Below are 20,960 nucleotides of genomic sequence, written 5' to 3'. Positions count from 1 at the left end.
TCAGGATTGTAATTTCGAAATTTGATGCTAGAGAGGGCTATCGACAACAGGAGCTGCGTGCTTCGGAATGTCCTCTTCCGACAAGACTCTGGCCGACCGGACCTACCGCCAATTGCGCGGCGACATCGTCAATGGCCGCCTAGCGGCCGGCAGCAAGCTGAAGCTCGAAGGCCTGGCGCAGGACTATGAAGTCGGCATGTCGCCGCTGCGCGAGGCGCTCGCCCGCCTGATGGGTGACCTGCTCGTGGTCTCGGAAGGGCAGCGCGGCTTCTGGGTGGCGCCGCTTTCGCTCGACGAGCTCGACGACGTCTCGCGCGTCCGTGCCCTGATCGAGACCGAGGCGCTCAACGCCGCGATCCGCAATGGCGATGCGGCGTGGGAGCGCGAAGTCACGGCGGCGTTCGAGGCGCTGGCTGCGGTCGAGGAGCATCTACCGCATACCAGCGAGGCGCTGCCGCCGGGGCAGATCGAGATCTGGGAGGCGCGCAACCGCGCCTTCCATGCCGCGCTCGTCTCGGCCGCCGGCTCGCCGATGCTGATCAAGCTGCGCGACCTGCTCTACCAGCAGTCCGAGCGCTATCGCCGCGTCTCGCTCAACGTCTCGCGCGGCTGGCGCAACGTCCATGACGAGCACCGCGCCATCTACGACGCGACCATGCAGCGCAATGCGCTGCGGGCCTGCCGGATGACCGAACTGCACCTGTCGCGCACGGCCGAAGAGGTGCGCAAGGCGATGGCCGCGCTGGCGCGGGGCGACGACCAGATTTTCGGAGGCAAGGCGTGAGCGGTTTTGATCTGAGCGGCCGGACTATTCTGGTCACTGGCGCGGCCGGCGGCATTGGCGCGGTTACCGCGCAGGTTCTGGCGGGTCTCGGCGCCAAGCTCATCCTCACCGACCGTGTCTCCTGCGCCGCGACCATCGCCGGGCTCGGCGAGAAGGCAAGCGCGGCCCGCGAGATCGTCATCGACCTGCTCGACTACGAGGCGCCGCGGCGCCTGTCCGAAAAAGCCGGGCTGATCGATGCCGCCGTCCTCGGCGCCGGCATCTACCGCCCGCTCGACTGGGACGCGGATGGCTGGGAAGAGGTCGCCGAGACCACGCTGTCGCTCAACCTGATGGCGCCGATGCGCCTCGCGCGCGAGCTCGTGCCTGCCATGGCGGCGCGTGGGGGAGGGCGGGTCGTCCTCGTCGGCTCGATTGTCGCCGCGACCGGCGGTTCCTTCCCGGGCGTCGGTCCGCATTACGCGGCTTCCAAGGGCGGTCTGCACACGTTGGTGCGCTGGCTCGCGGCGCGCTTTGGCGGGCAGGGCGTGCTGGTCAACGGCGTCGCACCGGGGATCACCGACACGGCGATGGTCGGCGTCCACGACCTCTCGGCGACGCTGGCGAAGCATCCGCTCGGCCGGGCTGCCCGGCCGGAGGAGATCGCCTGGCCGATCGCCTTCCTCTGCTCACCGGCGGCGAGCTTCGTCTCCGGCGCCATCCTCGACGTGAATGGCGGCGCGATGATGCGCCCATGACGACATAACCAGATCGGGAGTGAGATGATGAACAGCGCCGTTCCGCGCTACCAGGGCGCTGCCGCCAGCGCCGAGACCGCCCGCCTGTCGCATTTCATCGACGGGCGCTTCGTGCCGGCCGGCCGCAGCAGCTTCGAGAACCGCCATCCGGCGACGGGCGAGCTGATCAACCTCGTACCGGAAGCCGACTCGGCTGCCATCGACGATGCGGTCAAGGCGGCCAAGCGCGCCCTCAGGGGGCCGTGGGGCAGGATGAGCGAGCAGCAGCGCTCAGCGATCCTGCGCAAGGTCGCCGACGGGATCATGGCCCGCTTCGACGATTTCCTCGCGGCCGAGGTGCTCGACACCGGCAAGCCGAAGAGCCTCGCCTCGCATATCGACATTCCGCGCGGCGCCGCGAACTTCAACGTCTTCGCCGACCAGGCGCTGACGCTCTCGACCGAGACCTTCCGCATGGCGACGCCGGACGGGGCAGGGGCGCTGAACTATGCGATCCGCGGGCCGCGCGGCGTCATCGCCGTGGTCTGCCCGTGGAACCTGCCGCTGCTGCTGATGACCTGGAAGGTCGCCCCGGCGCTGGCCTGCGGCAACACCGTCGTGGTCAAGCCCTCCGAGGAGACGCCGACCACGGCGACCATGCTCGGCGAGATCATGAACGAGGCCGGCGTGCCACCCGGCGTCTACAATGTCGTGCACGGCTTCGGCGAGGACAGCGCCGGCGAATACCTGACCAGCCACCCTGATGTCGACGGCATCACCTTCACCGGCGAGACCCGGACAGGCGAGGCAATCATGCGGGCGGCGTCCAGGGGCGTCCGTCCGGTTTCGCTAGAGCTCGGCGGCAAGAACGCCTCGCTGGTCTTCGCCGATTGCGACATGGACAAGGCGATCGAGGGCGTGACTCGCGCCGTCTTCGCCAATTGCGGCCAGGTCTGCCTGGGCACCGAGCGCGTCTATGTCGAGCGGCCTATCTTCGATCAGTTCACGCAGCGGCTGAAGCAGGCTGCCGAGAAGCTGAGGCCCGGCAACCCGTTCGAGGCCTCGACTACGCTCGGCCCGCTGATCAGCCAGGTCCATCGCGACAAGGTGCTGTCCTATTACGCCAAGGCGAAGGCCGAGGGTGCGCAGATCGTCACAGGCGGCGGCGTGCCCGAGCTTCCGGCGCCACATTCCGCCGGCTCCTTCGTCGAGCCGACGATCTGGACCGGTCTTTCCGAGGATTCGGCGGTGATGCGCGAGGAGATCTTCGGGCCCTGCTGCAACATCGTGCCCTTCGACGAGGAAGACGCCGTCATCGCGCTCGCGAACGACAGCCCCTATGGCCTCGCCACCTCGATCTGGACGCAGAACCTGACGCGCGCCCATCGCGTCGCGGCTCAGGTCGAGGTCGGCATCACCTGGGTGAACTCCTGGTTCCTGCGCGATTTGCGCACGCCCTTCGGCGGCTCGAAGCAATCAGGCATCGGCCGCGAGGGCGGCGTGCACTCGATGGAGTTCTACACCGAGCTGCGCAACGTCTGCGTCAAGCTCTGAGACCTCTTCGCCTGCCCCTTTGAAATCCGGCGGTCGCAAACGACCGCCGTCTCCACAAGTGCGCTCAGCGCCGCAAATCATAGGAAACGTCCATGCTGACCGAAGCCCAGCGCACACAGGTGGTGCGCTCTTTGCTCGAGAGCCATCGCACCAAGAAGCAGGGCGAGCGGCCCTCGCAGATGTTCCCGGAGATCGAGATCGCCGATTCCTATGCGATCTCCTCGGCGGTGGCGCAGGAGCGGGTCAAGGCTGGCGCCCGCATCATCGGCCACAAGATCGGCCTGACCTCGAAGGCGATGCAGGCCTCCTCGAAGATCGACGAGCCCGACTATGGCTATCTCTTCGACGATCTCCTCCTGAACGACGGCGCCAAGGTGAAGTTCGAGAATTTCTGCGTGCCGCGCGTCGAGCCGGAGCTGACCTTCATCCTGAAAGAGCCACTGAAGGGCCCGGGCATCGGGCTGATCGATGTGCTCCGGGCGACCGAATATGTCGTGCCTTCGATCGAGATCATCGATGCGCGCGTGACCGAGCCGCGCAAGATCTTCGACACGGTGGCGGATAACGGTGCTGCCGCCGGCATCGTCCTCGGCGGCCGGCCGGTGCGGCCGCAGGATGTCGACCTGCGCTGGGTCGGCGCGATCTTCTACCGCAACTCGGAGATCGAGGAGACCGGCCTCGCCGCCGGCGTGCTCGGCCATCCGGCGATGGCGATCGCCTGGCTCGCCAACAAGCTCGCTCCGTTCGACATCACCCTGCAACCGGGCGACCTGATGCTGTCAGGCTCCTTCACACGGCCGGTCTGGGCGGCTAAGGGCGATACGCTGCACGCCGATTTCGGGCCGCTCGGTAGCGTCTCCGTGCAGTTCGTCTGAAGGAGTTCTCGATGGATCTGCCTCGCAACGCCTTCAAGGCCGCGCTCGCCCGCGGCGAGCTGCAGATCGGGCTGTGGAGCAGCCTGTGCAGCCCGATCGTCGCCGAGCTCATCGGCCATAGCGGCTTCGACTGGATCCTGGTCGATACCGAGCACTCGCCGAACGAGCCGCCGGCCGTGCTCGCCCAGCTCCAGGCGCTGCAGGCCGGCACCGCGACCCCGATCGTGCGTCCGGCCTGGAACGACCCGGTGCTGCTGAAGCGCCTGCTCGACATCGGCACGCAGGCCGTACTGGTGCCCTTCGTCCAGAATGCCGAGGAGGCCGCCAAGGCCGTCGCCGCCTGCCGCTATCCGCCGGCCGGCATTCGCGGCATCACCGTGAGCGGGCGCGGCAGCCGCTATGGCCGCGTGCCCGACTATCTCAAGCGCGCTGATGCCGAGATCTGCGTCCTCGTCCAGGTCGAAACCGGCGAGGCGCTGGCGCAGCTCGAGGCGATCGCCTCGGTCGACGGCGTCGATGGCGTCTTCATCGGCCCGGCCGATCTCTCGGCCTCGCTCGGCCATATCGGCAATCCCGGCCATCCTGAGGTGCAGGCCGCGATCAAGGATGCGGTCGAGCGGTTGACGGCCCTCGGCAAGCCGGCCGGCATCCTGACGCCGTCCGAGGCCGATGCGCGCCGCTATATCGAATGGGGCTATCGCTTCGTCGCGGTCGGCTCGGATCTCGGCCTGCTGACCAAACACGCTGACGCGCTGGCGAAGACGTTCCGATAGGGCAGCGCCCCACCGGCCTGACCGGCCATTCAGCCTTCTACGCAAAGAGGCCCCGCAGTCGCCTGCGGGGCCTCTTTTCATGAGCGTTGCGCAGCGCGCCTCAATCGTCCCGGAACACCCGCTCATTGCGTTCGTGGCGCTCCTGCGCCTCGAGCGAAAGCGTCGCGATCGGGCGGGCTTCCAGGCGCTTCAGCGAGATCGGCTCGCCGGTCTCCTCGCAAAAGCCGTAGGAGCCGTCCTCGATGCGGGAGAGGGCGGCGTCGATCTTCGAGATCAGCTTGCGCTGGCGATCGCGGGCACGCAGCTCGATGGCACGATCAGTTTCCGAGGAGGCGCGATCGGCGATGTCCGGGTGATTCTCGCTTTCGCTCTGCAAGGTGACCAGGGTCTCCTTGGCCTCCTTGAGGATCTCTTCCTTCCAGGCGAGCAACTTGCTGCGGAAATACTCCCGCTGCCGCTCGTTCATGAACGGCTCGCTCTCGGAGGGCTTGTAGTCAGGGGCAAGACTAATCTGCTTCGACATGGCAGGCCTTCTGCATGAGCGCTCGAAGGCCTCGCCGGCTTTGCCGTGTCGAGGCCGCCGATTTGGCGCCCTTATAGCGATTGGTCACACTGGGAACAATCGCTTTCGCGCAGCCGTGAACAGGCTGGCAAAGCGCTGGAAAATCAGCGCAATCCGGCGATCGAAGCGGTGATGCCGGTGCCGGGCGGTGTCGCGGCCTGCCGCGATCGCCGGGTCTGGCCGAGATCGTTGCCCGGCTCTCGATTCTCCGGGCGGGCGCGTGCCGGTCGCCAGGGACGTTGCATGGCCGGCTCGCGACCAGCTTCGCAATGCGGCTGCCGGACGCATGAGGGCGGCAGCCACCACTGCCGGGGCGCGTCAGAACTGGAAGTAGATGAACTCGTAGTTGGCGTCGTCGCCGATCTTGAACAGGACCAGCACGAAGAGGATGGCGGTGAGGACGGCGAGCCAGCGCGCCGGCGTCGCCTTGTGCACCGCTGCCCAGGCAGTCGGCCCGATCATCGCGACCGCGATCGCGGGCAGGAAGGCACGCCATTTGAAGCCGGAGCCGATGGGCGAAAGCCCGAGGAGCCCCTTGTAGATCGCCAGCGCCGCATCGAAGGAGGTGGCGCGGAACAGCACCCAGCAGAAGGCGACGAACAGGAAGGTCAGCGCCCAGCCGAGCAGCTTCGGCATCGGCAGGCCGGCGCGCCGCCAGAGCACGCCGATGGCGAGCACAATGCCATGCGCCACGCCCCAGGCGACGAAGTTGAGGCCAGCGCCGTGCCAGAGGCCGCCGAGCGCCATGGTGGCGAACAGCGCCCAGAGCTGCAGCGGCAGGCCATGCCGCGAGCCGCCGAGCGGGATGTAGAGATAGTCGCGCAGGAAGCGCGAGAGCGTCATGTGCCAGCGCCGCCAGAAATCCTGCAGGCTCGTCGCACGGTAGGGCGCATCGAAGTTCTGCGGCAGCACGATGCCGAAGAGCAGGGCCAGGCCCAGCGCCATGTCGGTATAGCCGGAGAAGTCGAAATAGATCTGGAAGGTGAAGGCCAGCGTCCCCTGCCAGGCCTGCGCCATGCTCACCACTTCGCCGGCGGCAGCCGCGGCGAAGACCGGGTTGGCATAGTCGGAGAGCGGGTCGCCGATCAGCACCTTCTTCGCCAGGCCGATCGTCAGCAGCATGATGCCGCGGGCGATGCGCTCGGTCGCATCGGACCTGAGGTAAGGCCGCTCGTCGAACTGGTGCATGATCTCGCGCCAGCGCACCAGCGGCCCCGCCAGCACCTGCGGGAAGAAGGCGATGTAGAGCGCGTAGCGGACGAGATCGTAGCGCGGGGCTTCGCCGCGGCGCAGATCGGTCAGGTACATCACATGGTGGAAGGTGAAGAAGGAGATGCCGAGCGGCAGCGCGAGCTCGAGCTTCGCCGTCGGCAATCCCGGAATCATTGCAGCGAGATCGGCAAAGAAGTTGAAGTATTTGAACAGCGCCAGGATCGCGAGGTTGATCGCGATGGCGAGCGTGATCAGGCCGCCGGCCCTGGTCTTCTGGAAGGTTTCGGCGATCAGCCAGTTGAGCAGGATCGAGAAGCCGAGCAGCGGCACGAAGCGCCAGTCCCACCAGCCATAGAAGGCGAAGGAGAGCACCGCCAGCAGCGGCAGCCGCCAGGTCGGCGCGAAGCGCTCGACCAGCCAGTGCAGGGCGAGGGCGAGCGGCAGGAAGCCGAGCAGGAAGGCGAAGGAGTTGAACAGCATCGAGCGGGCGAGGGGCGGGAGAGCGCCGCCTTAGACGATTATCGCCGCCCTGTCATGGTCAGGACGTCGCACGCCACTCTCGCCAGCACCCCGTCGCTCAGATGTTGTCGCCCCTGAGCGCTTCGCAGACGGCCTCCGTCACCTGTGCCGTCGTCGCGGCGCCGCCGAGATCGGGCGTGTGCAAGGCAGGGTCGGCGGTGACGCGCTCGACCGCGCGCATCAGGCGGGCGGCCGCGGCCTTCTCGCCGAGATGCTCCAGCATCATCGCCCCGGTCCAGAAGGTCGCGACGGGATTGGCGATGCCCTTGCCGGTGATGTCGAAGGCCGAGCCGTGGATCGGCTCGAACATCGACGGCGTCTTGCGCTCCGGGTTGAGATTGGCGGTCGGCGCGATGCCGAGCGAGCCGGCCAGCGCAGCGGCGAGATCGGAGAGGATGTCGGCGTGGAGATTGGTCGCGACAATAGTGTCGAGCGTCTCCGGCTTCAGCGTCATGCGCATGGTCATGGCGTCGACCAGCATCTTGTCCCAGGTGACATCCGGGAATTCGCGCGCCACCTCGGCCGCGATCTCGTCCCACATCACCATGCCGTGGCGCTGGGCGTTCGACTTGGTGACGACGGTCAGCAGCTTGCGTGGCCGCGAACTGGCGACCACGAAGGCATAACGCATGATCCGGGTAACGCCGGCGCGGGTGAACATGGCGACGTCGGTCGCGACCTCCTCGGGCAGGCCCTTGTGGACGCGCCCGCCGACGCCGGAATACTCGCCCTCGGAGTTCTCACGCACGATCACCCAGTCGAGCTCGGGGCCGGAGACATGGCGCAGCGGGCTGACGATGCCGGGCAGGATGCGGGTCGGGCGGACATTGGCGTACTGGTCGAGCGGCTGGCAGATGGCGAGCCTGAGGCCCCAGAGCGTGAGATGGTCGGGAATGTCCGGCGCGCCGACGGCCCCGAAATAGATCGCGTCGAAGGCGCGCAGCTGATCCGCCCCGTCGGACGGCATCATCACGCCGTGCCTGCGGTAATAGTCGGAGCCCCAATCAAAGGCTTCGATATCGAGGCGGAAGCCGCCATCGCGCTCGGCGCAGACATCCAGGGCCTGGAGCCCGGCGGCGATGACCTCGGGGCCGATACCGTCTCCGCCGATCGCGGCGATCCTGTGCGTGCGCATGCTCTTGTCCGATGCTTTCTGCTGCTGCGAAGAGATTGCGCCCGGGAGGGCCGGGCGCCGCCGTGTTGATTATTGCGCCGTCACGCCGGCATTGCGGATGACCGGCACCCATTTGTCGATCTCGCTGCGGACGAGCTCGCCGAGCGCCGCCGGAGTCTGACCGGCTTCGTCGGGCAATTCGGCGCCGAGATCGAGGAAGCGCTTGCGCGTCGGCTCGTCCTTGAGCGCGGCGCGGGCTGCGGCGTTCAGCTTGTCGACGATCTCCTTCGGCGTGCCCTTGGGCGCGAACATCGCGTTCCAGCCGGTGGCCTGGAACTGCGGCAGGCCCTGCTCGGCCGAGGTCGGGACATCGGGAATGACCGACAGCCGGTTCTTGACCGCGACGACGAGGCCGTTGCCCTCCTTGGCCTGCACACTCGGGACGATCGCGACGGTCTGGTCGCAGACATAATCGACCTGACCGCCGAGCAGCGCGTTCAGCGCCGGGCCGGAGCCGCGGAAGGGGACGTGCTGCGGCTTGGTGCCGAGCAGCGAGTCGAGGAAGAGGCAGGTCAAATGCGAGGTCGAGCCGACGCCGCCCGAGCCGTAGTTCAGCTTCTCGGCATTGGCCTTGAGATAGGCGACGAACTCGCGGAAATCCTTGACCGGCAGGTCCTTCTTGGCGACCACCAGCATCGGCGTCGAGGCTGAGTTCATCACCGGCTCGAAATCGGTGCGGGGATCATAGGCGAGCCTGGGATAGAGCCCGACGCTCGCCGCCTGCGTGCCGAGATTGCCCATCAGCAGCGTGTAGCCATCGGGCGTCGCCTTGGCGACGCGGGTCGCGCCTGTGGTGCCACCGGCCCCGGCGACGTTCTCGACGACGACCGACTGGCCGAGCGTGCGGCCCATATGGTCGGCCATCAGCCGGGCCACGATGTCGGTGGTGCCGCCCGCCGCGAACGGCACGACCAAGGTGATCGCGCGGGTCGGGTAGGGCGCCTGTGCCATCGCCGGAGACGTCGCCGCCAGCCCGAGCGCCAGCGTAAGCAGCATTCGCTTCATCGGTTCTCTCCCTGTGCGAGCGCTGTTCGATAGCGCTTCGATCTGCTCTCCCATTTATCTTCCATGGAAGTTTGCATGGTTGATCGTCATCGCAGGGATAGGCGCTGTCAAGCTTCCATTCTTGCTTGCATGGAAATAATCAAATGTGCTCAATCGGCCGCGGAGGAACCATGGTCGAGCTTGCGCGTCCCGAGATCGTCGAAGTTGGGGCCAGGCGCGGCTCGCTGGTCGACGAGGCCTATGCGGCGCTGAAGCAGGCGATCCGCAACACCGATTTCCCGCCGGGCTATCAGGGCTCTGAGCAGGAGATCGCCGTCCGGCTCGGCATGAGCCGCACGCCGGTGCATGAGGCGATTATCCGCTTGCAGGAGGACGGGCTGGTCCGCGTCCTCTCCAAGCGCGGGGTGCTGATCTGCCCGCTGGCGCCACAGGACATCCGCGAGATCTACGAGGTCGTGATCGCGGTCGAGTCGATGGCGGCGGAGCTGCTGGCGGCCTTGCCCGACGCAGATCGCGCGGCAGCCGCAGAGGAACTGGAGGCGGCGACCGCCGCGATGGACGAGGCGCTGGCGCGCGACGACCTGCCGGGCTGGGCCGAGGCCGACGAACTGTTCCATCGTGTATTGGTCGAGCGCTGCGGCAATGGCCGCCTGCGCCGCATCGCCCAGACTGTGACCGATCAGGCACATCGGGCGCGCATGCTGACACTGAAGCTGCGGGCGAAACCGGTTGGCTCGGCGCAGGCGCATCGCGCGATCATCGCTGCCATGTGGGCCGGCGAAGCCGGGGAGGCGCATCGCTGCGCCCGGGCGCACCGCGTTGCGGCGCGCGACGAGATCGTTCCCTTGATCGAGCATATCGGCCTGCGGCAACTTTGAGCTGCCGGTATCCGCTTCGAACGATGCCGGACGCTTGGGGGTTCTTGCGGGGGCGATGAATGACGACGGACGCCTTCTTCGCGAAAATCCGGACCTATGCCGATCTGTCGGAGGCGGCCGAGCGCGCCTGGACCCCGCTTCTGCGACCCAGGCACTATCGCAGGGACGACATCTTCATCCGGGCAGGGGACGTTCCGACGAGCTATGCCTTCGTCGTCGAGGGGCTGTTCTACCAGCACTATGTCGGCCCGGATGGCGACCTGATCGTCAAATACTTCTTTCCGGAGAACCGCATCGCCGCCTCGGTCAGCGCCACGTTGCTGGGCGAGCCGAGCCTGTTCACCATCACCGCGATCGAGGACAGTACCGTCCTCGAATACGACTTCGCGGCCTTCAGGACGCTCACCGCCACTTTCCCCGACATCGCCGCCTTCTACATCCGCTACATGGAACGCCACTGGATCATCGACAAGGAGCCGGACGAGATCTCCTTCCGGCATGATGACGCCATGAAGCGCTACCGCGACTTCATCCGCCGCGAACCGGAGCTGCACAAGCGGCTGAAGCAGCACCACATCGCAGCCTGGCTTGGCATCACCCCGGAAAGCCTCAGCCGCCTGAGGCGTGCCATCGCCTATGGCCGGATGGATCGCGGCTGAGGCGTTTTTCTTACCAAACATCAATTCGCCGACGCCGCATCACCCCTAACACTCACCATCAAGCAGCCGCGATGGTGGTCATCACGGTGCTTGTCGGACAGAGCGGGGCACGCCCCGCCACGATTGCGGGAGATGCAAGATGGCCAGGATGATTTTCGTGAACCTGCCAGTGGCGGACCTGGCGCGCGCCAAGGCCTTCTACGAGGCGCTCGGGTTCATCAACAACGCCCAGTTCAGCGACGACAACTCGGCCTGCATGGTCTGGAGCGAGGCGATCCATGTGATGCTGCTGACCCATGCCAAGTGGCAGGGCTTCACCAGCCGCCCGATCCCGCCGGCGAGCATGAGCGAAGTCATGCTGGCGATCTCCTGCGACAGCCGCGAAGCGGTCGACCGGATGAACGAGGCGGCGGCGAGCCATGGCGGCACCGCCGACGTCAATTCGCAACAGGATCTCGGCTTCCTGTTCAACCGGAGCCTGGCCGACCCCGACGGCCATGTCTGGGAAGCGGTGTGGATGGATCCTGCGGCGATTCCGACAGGCTGAAGCGTCGGCTGGGCTCTTTGCAATGGCCTTCCAATGGCCAAACCGGCCGCAACAGCCCGGCGGGAAACCGCCGGGCCTTTTTCAACGCGACGCTAGCTAAGTGCATCATGGTGCCAAGTTGCGCGTTGCCGTGCCGGACGCTGCTCTGCGAAACGATGACGAGGCGTTTTGATGGCTGGTTTTGCGATTCAATCAATCGATTGATTGAATCGCAAGGCGACGCTATGCTTCCGCCATGGCACATACATCCATCCTCAAGGACGCCGAGGGCACGCGGCAGGCGCTGATCCGTGCCGGGCTCGATCTGTTCGGCCGCAATGGCTTCGATGCGACCTCGACGCGCGAGATCGCCCAGGCGGCGAAGGTCAACAGCGCCGGCATCGCCTATCATTTCGGTGGCAAGGACGGGCTGCGGCAGGCTTGCGCCGAGGCGATCATCGCCCGGATGCAGGCCGTGCTGGTGGGCGGCGCGCCGGCGGTCTCGATCACGATCGATGCGGCGGATCGCGACGTTGCCACCGACCAGCTGCTCGCGCTGATCGACCGGGTCGTCGCCTTTCTGACGACGGTGCCGGAGAGCGAGGTCGTCGCCCGCTTCGTCGTGCGCGAGATGCTGACGCCGAGCCCGGCCTTCGAGGCGATCTATGGCGGGCTGTTCGAACCGGTGCATCGCAGGGTCTGCCAGGTCTGGGCGGCGGCGACAGGCATGGCGCCGGAGGCGCCGGCGACGAAGCTCGCCGTCTTCGCCGCGATCGGCCAGGTCTTCTATTTCCGCATTGCGCGCCCGGCCGTCACCCGGCGTCTGGGCTGGGACGGGATCGGCCGGGAGGAGGCGCGCGCCATCGCGCAAACCGTCAGGCGCTCGGTTCGCGCCAGCATCCTCGCCTGCAGGGGAGAGGCATCATGATCCTCGATTTCATCTGTTCCTTCGCCATCGCTGCGTCGCTCGGAATCTGCGCTCCCGCGACGACCCGCGTCGTCGGCTATGTCGAGGGCGAGTATGTCCGGCTCGGGCCGATCGACACGGCCCGGATCGAGAGCGTCGCGGTCCGGCGCGGCGAGCGCGTCGCGCCCGGCGCGCTGCTCGCCGAATTGCAGGCGGACGATGCCCGCAACGCCGTCGCCGAGAGCGAGGCGCGGCTGGTGCAGGCGCAGGCGCAGCTCGCCAACCTGCTCAGCGGCAAGCGCCCCGAGGAGATCGCGGTGATCGAGGCGGTCGCCGCCTCGGCCAAGGCGCAGGAGCGCGAGTCGGAGCGGGCGCTGGAACGCCGGCAGGACCTCTTCCGCCGGGGAGTGTCGACCCAGGCCGATCTCGACCAGGCCCAGACGGCACGCGATGTCGCCACGTCAAGGGTGCGCGAGACCGTCGCCAATTTGAACGTCGCCCGGCTGGCGGCGCGCGAGGAGGAGATCAAGGCGGCGCGCAATCAGGTGGCGCAGGCGCAGGCCGCGCTCGACCAGGCCAAGTGGCGGCTCGGCCAGCGCAAGCTGACAGCACCGGCCGCCGGCATCGTCACCGACCTGATCCGCCATCCCGGCGAGCTCGCAGGCCCGTCGGCGCCGGCGCTTACCGTCCTGCCCGATGGCGCGGTCAAGCTGATGCTCTACGTGCCGGAGGCGCTGCTGTCGGGCACCACCGTCGGCACGCGGCTGGATGTGCGCTGCTCGGGCTGTCTGCAGGGGATGGCAGCCACCGTCTCCTATGTCTCGCAGGAGCCGGAATTCACCCCGCCGGTGATCTATTCGGCCGAGACCCGGCAGAAGCTGGTCTATCTCGTCGAGGCCAGGCCCGAGGGCGGGTCGGCGACGCGGCTCCAGCCCGGCCAGATTGTCGACGTCATGCTGCGGGGGCGGCGGTGAGCGAGCGCAACGTCATCGACGTGCGCGGCCTGACCAAGCGCTTCGGCAAGCGCACCGTGGTCGACAATGTCGACCTCGCGGTCAGGGAAGGCGAGATCGTCGGCTTTCTCGGGCCGAACGGCTCCGGCAAGACCACGACGATCCGGCTGATCTGCGGGCTGCTCACGCCCGATGCCGGCGAGGGCACTGTGCTGGGGCTCGATGTCCGCACCCAGAGTGCGCAGATCAAGCTCCAGGTCGGCTACATGACGCAGAAGTTCTCGTTCTACGAGGACCTGACGATCGAGGAGAACCTGACCTTCGTCGCCCGGCTCTATGCGCTGAAGCCGGTGGATGAGGCGGTCGCGCGGACGCTCGACAATCTCGGCCTGACCTCGCGCAAGGACCAGCTCGCCGGCACGCTCTCGGGCGGCTGGAAGCAGCGCCTCGCGCTCGCCGCCTGTATCATGCACCAGCCGAAGCTGCTGCTACTCGACGAGCCGACCGCCGGCGTCGATCCGAAGGCGCGGCGCGAGTTCTGGGATGAAATCCACCGGCTTGCCGGCGACGGGCTGACCGTGTTGGTCTCGACCCATTACATGGACGAGGCCGAGCGCTGCCACCGCATCGGCTACATCGCCTATGGCCGGATGCTGGCGACCGGCACGGTCGACGAGGTCGTGAAGGGTTCGGGGCTCTCGACCTTTGTCGTTCATGGCGCGCTGAAGCCGGCCGAGATCGCCGAGCTCGCGAAGGCCGATGGCGTCGAACAGGTCGCGCCCTTCGGGACGACATTGCACGTCGTCGGCACCGACAAGGCCAAGCTCGAACGGGCGCTGGCGCATCTGAAGGATCGCCCCGGCATCAGCGTCGAGCCGGATGCCACCAGCCTGGAGGACGTCTTCATCCAGTTCATGGCGAAGGCGCAAGCCGAAGGGAGAGCGGCATGAGCGGGCTTGCCCTGTTCTCGCCCGGCCGGCTCGGCGCGGTACTGGCCAAGGAGTTCGTGCAGATGCGGCGCGACCGCATCACTTTCGCGATGATGCTGGTGGTGCCGATCGTCCAGCTGCTGCTGTTCGGCTACGCGATCAACAACGATCCCAAAGGCTTGCCGGCGGCGGTTCTGGCGCTGGGGCAGGATCGCTACACCCGCTCGGTCGTCGCGGCGCTCGAGGTCTCCGGCTATTACCGCTTCGGCAAGCGTCCTGAGAGCGCCGCCGAGGCCGAGAGCCTGATGGCGCGCGGCGCGATCTCCTTCCTCGTCACCATCCCCAGCGATTTCGGCATGCGCGTCGAACGCGGCGACGAGCCGCGCATCCTGGTCGAGGCCGATGCGACCGACCCGGCGGCCTCCAGCAACGCGGTCGGCGCGCTGCAGACCATCGCCAGCCGGGCGCTGACGCGGGCGCTCGGCACCGAGGAGGTGAAGCGCGAGCAAAGCGAGAGCGCGCTCTCCTTCGTGGTGCACCGGCGCTACAATCCGGAGGGGATCACCCAGTACAACATCGTGCCAGGGCTGCTCGGCGTCATCCTGCAGATGACTATGGTGATGATGACGGCGATGGCGCTGACCCGTGAGATCGAGCGCGGCACCATGGAGAACCTGCTCGCCATGCCGGCGACGCCGGGCGAGATCATGCTCGGCAAGGTGCTGCCCTATCTCGCCGTCGGCAGTGTCCAGGTCGCGGTGGTGCTGTCCGCCGCCAAGCTACTCTTCGGCGTGCCCTTCCTCGGTAGCCTCGGCCTGCTGCTGACCTGCGTCACCATCTTCGTGCTGGCGCTGGTGCTGCTCGGCTACACGATCTCGACCATGGCGCGCACGCAGCTCCAGGCAATGCAGCTGACCTTCTTCTTCTTCCTGCCCTCGCTGCTGCTCTCGGGCTTCATGTTTCCCTATGCCGGCATGCCGCTCTGGGCGCAGTGGCTCGGCGAGATCTTCCCGCTGACGCATTTCCTGCGGGTCGTCCGCGCGATCATGCTGAAGGGCGCCGGTCTCAACGATATCGGCACGGAGGTATTTTATCTCTCCGTCTTCGTGCCGCTCTATGCCGGCATCGCGCTGATGCGGTTCAGGAGCACGCTGGATTAACCGCACCGGATCCGGCGTCTCTGGGGGCGCCGGCTAAGTACGCGAATCCACTTGACTATGCGTCAAGGTGGCGATCCCTTGCCGATCCCGTCGCTAGGAAGTCGATCGCGTCCATGCTGATCCTGATCCTCACGCTTCTGGCCGTATTGCTTGCAGTGGTCTTCGCTCTGCTCGCCCGCCGCGGCGACCCGAACACCGTCATCGCCGAGCGGGAAGGCGCCGCGCTGAAGCGCGGAACCAGCTTCAACATGGCCGCAATCATCTCCGTGCTGATCGCGGTCTTCCTGTTCGCCTCGACCTCCTACGTCGTGGTCGGCCCGAACGAGACCGGCCATCTCCGGCGCATCTATGGCGGCTCGGATCTGCCGACCGGCAAGATCATCGCGATCGACGGGCAGAAGGGGCCGCAGGCCGACGTGCTTGGGCCGGGCTTCCACTTCATCCCCTTCGTCAACGTGCTCAACCAGGTCGAGCAGCTCGAACTCGTGACGGTGCCAAACGGCAGCTATGGCCGGCTCGTCGCCAAGGATGGCGTCGCCCTGCCGTCAGGCGTGTTCATGGCGCCAGCAATTCCCGACGACAAGGTCGCCGGTATGCTCGACGCGCGTACCTTCCTGACCTCCGGTGGCCTGCGTGGCGCGCAGGAGACGGTGTTGAAGCCCGGCGTCTACCGGCTCAACCGCTATCTCTTCGATGTCGAGATCAACAACCGCACCATCGCCAGCATCGTGCCGGCCGGCTTCGTCGGGGTGATCAAGTCGAACGTCGCCGCGCCCGGCGTCGCCTGCCGTGAGGAGAAGGTTCAGACCGCCGACACATCTGACGCGATCGTCGTGCCGGTCGTGCCCTCGGGCTGCGTCGGCATCTGGCGGACCGTTTTGCTGCCGGGCGCCTATTACCTCAACCACCAAGCCTATGAGATGACGCAGGTCGATACCCGCGTGCAGACCTGGGAATATCGCGGCGGCTTCCGCAAGCGCATTATCGACCTCACAGTGGACGATCAGGGCCGCATCCGGCAGGTCGAGCGTTTCGTCGAGCAGCCGACGCCGAAGGAGGCAGCCGACCAGGCCATCTTCGTCAAGATCGAAGGCTGGGACATCCCGGTCGAGCTACGCGTCGTCGTCCAGGTGCCGCCGGAGAACGCGCCGGTCGTGGTCGGTGGCGTCGGTGGTCTCGAGCAGATCGAGGATCGCATCCTGACGCCGACGATCCGATCGATCGTCCGCAATGTCGCGGGGTCCTCGATCCGGGTGCCGGTCCGCAATGCCTCTGGTGAGCTCGCGCCGGGGCAATTCCAGACCAGGCCGACCCGCGTGCTCGACCTGATCGATAATCGCGACGCGCTCGAAAGCACGATCGAGCAGCAGATCCGGATCGAAGGGCGCAAGGCCGGCATCGAGATCAAGGAAGTGCGCATGGGCGAGCCGTCGATTCCGCCGGAGCTGTTGGTCTCGCGTCTGCGCGAGCAGCTCGCCGAGCAGCTTTCGCGTGCCTACTCCCGCGAGACCGAGGCTCAGAAAGTCCGCCTCGACACCGAGGCGGCCCGCGCCCGCGCCGACCAGCAACGCGAATTCGTTGCTGCGCAAATTGGCGTCCAGGTTGCCGAGCAGCGCCAGAAGGAGCGCCAACTCCTCGGCCAGGCCGAGCGCGGCTATCTCGAGGAACTCGCCAAGGGCCAGAACGCCCAGGCCAATGTCCTCGGCCAGGACCGCGTCGCCTATCTGCAGGCGCTGGAGAAGGTCTTGGCGACGCTGGAGAAGAAGCCGGAGTTGGTGAACCTCGTTGGTCGTCTCGTGCCGAACACGATCGTCACGGGCGGGGGCGACGGGCTCGCTGGCGCTGCGGCCCTGTTGTCGGGGGCTCTGACCGGTGCGGGGGCGCCTGCAAGGAATGCCAGCGGCGCACGCTGAGCCAAGTCGCTGCCGATTGTAGCTTGCAAAATGATAGTGACTGGGCTAGCGAGCCCGGGCCATGCAGCCCAAGCTCGCTCCGCTCGCCGAATGCCCCTGCGCTCTTGCGGTCGAGACCGTCGGCGAGTGGTGGAGCATCCTGATCCTGCGCGATGCGCTGCAGGGGCTGACTCGTTTCGACGAGTTCGAGCGCAGCCTCGGCATCGCCCCGAACATGCTGACGCGCCGGCTGAAGCATCTGACTGAGAGCGGGCTGTTCGAGCGACGGCTCTATAGCGAGCGGCCGAAGCGCTACGAATACGTCCTGACCGAGAAGGGCCGGGACGTCTTCCCGGTGGTCGTGGCGCTGATCGGCTTCGCCAACCGGCATCTTGCGCCCGAGGGCGCATCGCTGCTGCTGGCCGAGCGGGGGACCGGGCGGCCGATCACACCGATCGTCGTCGATGCCGCGACCTTACAGCCAGTCACCGCAGACAGCGCCACCGTCATCGCCGGGCCCCGCGCCAGCAACGATCTGCGCGAACGCCTCGCGGCGCGTCAGGCCGCCACACAAGCCAGATGAACCAGGAGCCTTTCATGCGCCGTATCGTCGTCACCGGACTGGGCGTCGTCTCGCCTCTGGGCTGCGGCAGCGAGCTCGCCTGGCAGCGCCTGCTCGCCGGCCGCTCGGGCCTGCGCCGCCTGCCCGATGCGGTCGCCGAGACCCTGCCGGCCAAGGTTGCCGGCCTCGTGCCAGGGAAGGCCGAGGACAATGAGGGTGGCTTCGATCCCGACGTCGCGATCGCGCCGAAGGACCAGCGCAAGATGGACCGGTTCATCCAGTTTGCGCTGGTTGCGGCCAAGGAGGCGCTGGCCCAGGCCGGCTGGCAGCCGCAGAGCGAGGCGCAGCGCGAGCGCACCGCGACGGTGATCGCCTCGGGCATTGGCGGCTTTCCGGCGATCGCCGAGGCGGTGCGGACCACCGACCAGCGCGGCGTGCGCCGGCTCTCGCCCTTCACCGTGCCGTCCTTCCTGGTCAATCTCGCCGCCGGCCATGTCTCGATCGACCATGGTTTCAAGGGGCCGATCGGCGCGCCGGTGACCGCTTGTGCCGCCGGCGTGCAGGCGATCGGCGATGCGGCCCGCATGATCCGGGCCGGCGAAGTCGACATCGCCCTCTGCGGCGGCAGCGAGGCTTGCGTCGATCTCGTCGCGCTCGGCGGCTTCGCTGCGGCGCGGGCGCTGTCGACCGGCTTCAACGACGAGCCGGAGAAGGCCTCGCGCCCCTTCGACCGCGACCGCGACGGCTTCGTCATGGGCGAGGGCGCCGGGATCCTGGTGATCGAGGCGCTGGAGCATGCGCAGGCGCGCGGCGCGACGATCCTTGCCGAACTCACCGGTTACGGCACCAGCGCCGATGCCTATCACATCACCTCCGGTCCCGAGGATGGCTCCGGCGCGCGCCGGGCGATGGAGACGGCGCTGAAGCAGGCGGGCCTGGAGCCCGGCGATGTCGGCCATCTCAACGCCCATTCGACCTCGACGCCGGTCGGCGATCGCGGCGAGCTCGCCGCGATCAAGGCCGTATTCGGCAGTGAGGGCGGCATCGCGATCAGTGCGACGAAGTCGGCGACCGGCCATCTGCTCGGCGCGGCCGGCGGGCTGGAGGCGGTCTTCACCATCCTCGCCTTGCGCGACCAGATCGCACCGCCGACGCTCAACCTCGAGAACCCGGACGAGGACGCCGCCGGGCTCGATTTGGTGGCGAAGGCGGCGCGGCCACTTCCGATTGAGCACGCCATCTCGAACGGCTTCGGCTTCGGCGGCGTCAATGCCAGCGTGGTGTTCAGGCGCTGGGCCTGAGCGACCCTTAGAGCGTCACCACGACCTTGCCGAACTGCTCGTTCGATTCGAGGTAGCGATGCGCTTCGACGATCTGCTTGAACGGGAAGCTGCGCGCGATGATTGGCTTCAGTGAGCCGTCGCTCAACCCGTCGAGGATAAAGGCCTTGGCTGCGGCGAGGCGCGCGGGATCGCCGTTGATCTCATGGACGAGATAGCCGCGCAGCGTCAGGCTCTTGCTCAGCACGTTGAAGAGCGGGAAGGGCGTCGTCTCTGGGCTGAGGCCGCCATACTCGATCAGCATGCCGCCGCGTGCCATCGCTGCGGTCAGCGGCAGGAAGGCCGGGCCGCCGACCGCGTCGAACACCACCCTGACACCGTCCTCACCGGCGATCTCCTTCAGCCCGGCTTCGAGATCTTCTTCGGCCGAGGCGATGACATGGGCGGCGCCGGCTTCGCGCAGCGCCTGCGCCTTGCGCGAAGTCCGCGTCACCGCGATCGGGATCGCGCTGATCCGGTTGGCGATCTGGATCGCGGCGAGGCCGACGCTGCTCGACGCAGCGGTGATCACCACATGCTCGCCGTGCTTGAGCCGAGCGATATCGATCAGCGCGCCATACGCCGTGAGGTATTGCATCCAGCTGGCCGCGGCCGCCTCCCAGCCCAGCGCCGGCGGATGCTTCACCACCAAGTTGGCGGGGACGGTGACGAGCTCGCCATGCACTGGCGAGCTCACCATCGAACGCGGTGGCACCAGGCTGACGGCATCGCCCGGCGAGAAGCCTTCGACGCCTTCCCCCACGCTCTCGATCAGGCCGGCGGCTTCGAAGCCGATGCCGGACGGAAAGCGCGCCTGCTCGATATAGGTGCCAGACCGGAACAGCGCCTCGGCCCGGTTGAGGCCGAGCGCCCTGGTCCGGATCCGGACCTCGCCGGGACCGGGCGGTGGAACGTCGATGTCCTCGATGGTCAGGACCTCGGGGCTGCCATGGCGATGAAAGCGGATCGTGCGGGCCATGCTCATGACTCCAAAACAGAGCGAATGAATGAGCTATGGCAGCGCGCTATCCTGCGATAAATTGCGCTCCATGATCGATAATCAGAACTGGTGATTTCGGATGATGGATCGTCTCACCAGCATGGCCGTGTTCGTCAGGGCGGTCGATCTCGGCTCCTTCGCCGCGGCTGCCGCGGCGCTAGGCCTATCCGCGCCGATGGTCGGCAAGCATGTCCGCTTCCTCGAGGAGCGGCTCGGCGTTCGCCTGCTCAATCGCACGACGCGCAGGCAGAGCCTGACCGAGTTCGGCCGCGCCTATTATGAGCGCTGCCGGACGGTTCTCGCCGAGGCCGAGGCGGCCGATGCGCTTGCTGCCGACCAATTCGGCGAGCCGCGTGGCAAGCTGCGGGTGGCGCTGCCGGTGCTGTTCGGCCGGTGCTGCGTCATGCCGATCCTGCTCGATCTCGCGCGCCGACACCCGCGACTGGAGCTTGACCTTGCCTTCGGCGACGGCTTCGTCGATCTGGCCGAAGGTGGGCACGACCTCGCCATCCGCACCGGTGAATTGCACGATGCGGCCAATCTCGTGACGCGCCGGGTCGCCCGTCAGCGCATGATCGTCTGCGCCGCGCCGTCCTATCTCGCAGCCCATGGAGCACCGGCGGAGCTCGCCGATCTCGTCGATCATGCCGCGCTGATCTATCGCCGCTCCGGCGGCGTGCGTCCCTGGCTGTTCCCGCGCGAGGAGGGACCGCCGACGGAGGTCATGCTGCGGCACCGTTTGCGGTTCGACAATCTCGAGGCGATCGCGGATGCGGCCGTGCTCGGCATGGGCCTCGCATGGCTGCCGTCCTGGCTGGTGCGCGAACGCCTGAAGGCCGGCGCGCTCGTCGAATTGCTGCCGGGCGAGGGGCGGCTGCCCTATGACGTCCACGCGCTCTGGCTGCAGACGCCGCATCTGCCGCCGAAGGTGCGCGTCGCGATCGACGCACTGGCAGCGGAGCTGCCGGGGCTGATGTGAGGCGCTTGCACACTCCAACAAA

At 67.3% G+C, this 20,960-nt stretch carries 22 protein-coding genes; 16 read left to right on the top strand and 6 right to left on the bottom strand.

Annotated features, from left to right (window positions below; genetic code table 11):
* Window positions 1–67: 67 nt before the first annotated feature.
* The 5 genes from AC1DS0_RS14845 to AC1DS0_RS14825 all read left to right on the top strand — a co-directional run bounded on the left by AC1DS0_RS14845 (window position 68) and on the right by AC1DS0_RS14825 (window position 4,702).
* A complete protein-coding gene (locus AC1DS0_RS14845; RefSeq protein WP_476815069.1) occupies window positions 68–784 on the top strand; it encodes a GntR family transcriptional regulator in 717 nt (238 codons plus the stop codon).
* Window positions 781–1,521 (top strand): SDR family NAD(P)-dependent oxidoreductase, encoded by a 741-nt coding sequence (locus AC1DS0_RS14840; protein ID WP_476815068.1) that lies wholly within the window; start codon window positions 781–783, stop codon window positions 1,519–1,521. Before AC1DS0_RS14845 ends, AC1DS0_RS14840 begins: the two co-directional genes overlap by 4 nt.
* 27 nt (window positions 1,522–1,548) lie before the next feature.
* Entirely contained in the window at window positions 1,549–3,054 is a 1,506-nt protein-coding gene (locus AC1DS0_RS14835; protein WP_476815067.1) for a 2-hydroxymuconic semialdehyde dehydrogenase, read from the top strand.
* A gap of 92 nt (window positions 3,055–3,146) precedes the next feature.
* Entirely contained in the window at window positions 3,147–3,929 is a 783-nt protein-coding gene (gene hpaH, locus AC1DS0_RS14830) for a 2-oxo-hept-4-ene-1,7-dioate hydratase (protein ID WP_476815066.1), read from the top strand.
* Window positions 3,930–3,940: 11 nt separating this feature from the next.
* Window positions 3,941–4,702, top strand: a complete 762-nt coding sequence (locus AC1DS0_RS14825) for an HpcH/HpaI aldolase family protein (RefSeq protein ID WP_476815065.1) — start codon at window positions 3,941–3,943, stop codon at window positions 4,700–4,702.
* 100 nt (window positions 4,703–4,802) lie between these two features.
* Here the strand turns inward: AC1DS0_RS14825 and dksA are convergent, their stop codons facing one another.
* The 5 genes from dksA to AC1DS0_RS14800 form a co-directional block, all read right to left on the bottom strand.
* Window positions 4,803–5,225 (bottom strand): RNA polymerase-binding protein DksA, encoded by a 423-nt coding sequence (dksA, locus tag AC1DS0_RS14820; RefSeq protein WP_476815064.1) that lies wholly within the window; start codon window positions 5,223–5,225, stop codon window positions 4,803–4,805.
* A gap of 143 nt (window positions 5,226–5,368) precedes the next feature.
* Window positions 5,369–5,509 (bottom strand): hypothetical protein, encoded by a 141-nt coding sequence (locus AC1DS0_RS14815; RefSeq protein ID WP_476815063.1) that lies wholly within the window; start codon window positions 5,507–5,509, stop codon window positions 5,369–5,371.
* A gap of 73 nt (window positions 5,510–5,582) precedes the next feature.
* A complete protein-coding gene (locus AC1DS0_RS14810) occupies window positions 5,583–6,956 on the bottom strand; it encodes an MBOAT family O-acyltransferase (protein ID WP_476815062.1) in 1,374 nt (457 codons plus the stop codon).
* A 97-nt stretch (window positions 6,957–7,053) separates the two neighbouring features.
* Window positions 7,054–8,130 (bottom strand): tartrate dehydrogenase, encoded by a 1,077-nt coding sequence (locus AC1DS0_RS14805; protein ID WP_476815061.1) that lies wholly within the window; start codon window positions 8,128–8,130, stop codon window positions 7,054–7,056.
* A gap of 69 nt (window positions 8,131–8,199) precedes the next feature.
* Complete coding sequence (locus tag AC1DS0_RS14800) at window positions 8,200–9,174, bottom strand: tripartite tricarboxylate transporter substrate-binding protein (RefSeq protein WP_476815060.1); 975 nt, start codon at window positions 9,172–9,174, stop codon at window positions 8,200–8,202.
* Window positions 9,175–9,344: 170 nt separating this feature from the next.
* Between AC1DS0_RS14800 and AC1DS0_RS14795 the strand changes: the two genes are divergently transcribed.
* From AC1DS0_RS14795 to fabF, 10 genes are all read left to right on the top strand, one after another.
* Complete coding sequence (locus AC1DS0_RS14795; RefSeq protein WP_476815059.1) at window positions 9,345–10,052, top strand: GntR family transcriptional regulator; 708 nt, start codon at window positions 9,345–9,347, stop codon at window positions 10,050–10,052.
* Window positions 10,053–10,111: 59 nt separating this feature from the next.
* A complete protein-coding gene (locus AC1DS0_RS14790; protein WP_476815058.1) occupies window positions 10,112–10,711 on the top strand; it encodes a Crp/Fnr family transcriptional regulator in 600 nt (199 codons plus the stop codon).
* A gap of 139 nt (window positions 10,712–10,850) precedes the next feature.
* Window positions 10,851–11,258, top strand: coding sequence for a VOC family protein (locus AC1DS0_RS14785; RefSeq protein ID WP_476815057.1), 408 nt, complete (start codon window positions 10,851–10,853; stop codon window positions 11,256–11,258).
* 235 nt (window positions 11,259–11,493) lie between these two features.
* Window positions 11,494–12,165: a CerR family C-terminal domain-containing protein gene (locus AC1DS0_RS14780; RefSeq protein WP_476815056.1), complete on the top strand. Its 672-nt coding sequence runs from the start codon at window positions 11,494–11,496 to the stop codon at window positions 12,163–12,165.
* Window positions 12,162–13,118: an HlyD family secretion protein gene (locus AC1DS0_RS14775; protein ID WP_476815055.1), complete on the top strand. Its 957-nt coding sequence runs from the start codon at window positions 12,162–12,164 to the stop codon at window positions 13,116–13,118. Before AC1DS0_RS14780 ends, AC1DS0_RS14775 begins: the two co-directional genes overlap by 4 nt.
* Entirely contained in the window at window positions 13,115–14,047 is a 933-nt protein-coding gene (locus AC1DS0_RS14770; RefSeq protein ID WP_476815054.1) for an ABC transporter ATP-binding protein, read from the top strand. Before AC1DS0_RS14775 ends, AC1DS0_RS14770 begins: the two co-directional genes overlap by 4 nt.
* Window positions 14,044–15,186 carry an ABC transporter permease gene (locus tag AC1DS0_RS14765; protein ID WP_476815053.1) on the top strand — a complete coding sequence of 381 codons (1,143 nt, stop codon included), beginning with the start codon at window positions 14,044–14,046 and terminating at the stop codon, window positions 15,184–15,186. Before AC1DS0_RS14770 ends, AC1DS0_RS14765 begins: the two co-directional genes overlap by 4 nt.
* Before the next feature lie 113 nt (window positions 15,187–15,299).
* A complete protein-coding gene (locus AC1DS0_RS14760) occupies window positions 15,300–17,099 on the top strand; it encodes an SPFH domain-containing protein (protein ID WP_476815052.1) in 1,800 nt (599 codons plus the stop codon).
* 61 nt (window positions 17,100–17,160) lie between these two features.
* Entirely contained in the window at window positions 17,161–17,661 is a 501-nt protein-coding gene (locus AC1DS0_RS14755) for a winged helix-turn-helix transcriptional regulator (protein ID WP_476815051.1), read from the top strand.
* A 14-nt stretch (window positions 17,662–17,675) separates the two neighbouring features.
* The gene (gene fabF, locus AC1DS0_RS14750; protein WP_476815050.1) at window positions 17,676–18,941 is read left to right on the top strand and encodes a beta-ketoacyl-ACP synthase II; all 1,266 of its coding nucleotides are present in this window, start codon (window positions 17,676–17,678) and stop codon (window positions 18,939–18,941) included.
* 7 nt (window positions 18,942–18,948) lie between these two features.
* Here the strand turns inward: fabF and AC1DS0_RS14745 are convergent, their stop codons facing one another.
* Complete coding sequence (locus AC1DS0_RS14745) at window positions 18,949–19,938, bottom strand: zinc-dependent alcohol dehydrogenase family protein (protein WP_476815049.1); 990 nt, start codon at window positions 19,936–19,938, stop codon at window positions 18,949–18,951.
* 103 nt (window positions 19,939–20,041) lie between these two features.
* Here AC1DS0_RS14745 and AC1DS0_RS14740 point away from each other — a divergent pair, with 103 nt between their 5' ends.
* The gene (locus AC1DS0_RS14740; protein WP_476815048.1) at window positions 20,042–20,938 is read left to right on the top strand and encodes a LysR family transcriptional regulator; all 897 of its coding nucleotides are present in this window, start codon (window positions 20,042–20,044) and stop codon (window positions 20,936–20,938) included.
* Window positions 20,939–20,960 lie beyond the last annotated feature (22 nt).

This window comes from Allobosea sp. P4_H5 (assembly GCF_056400825.1).
This window is presented reverse-complemented; position numbering and strand designations above follow the sequence as displayed.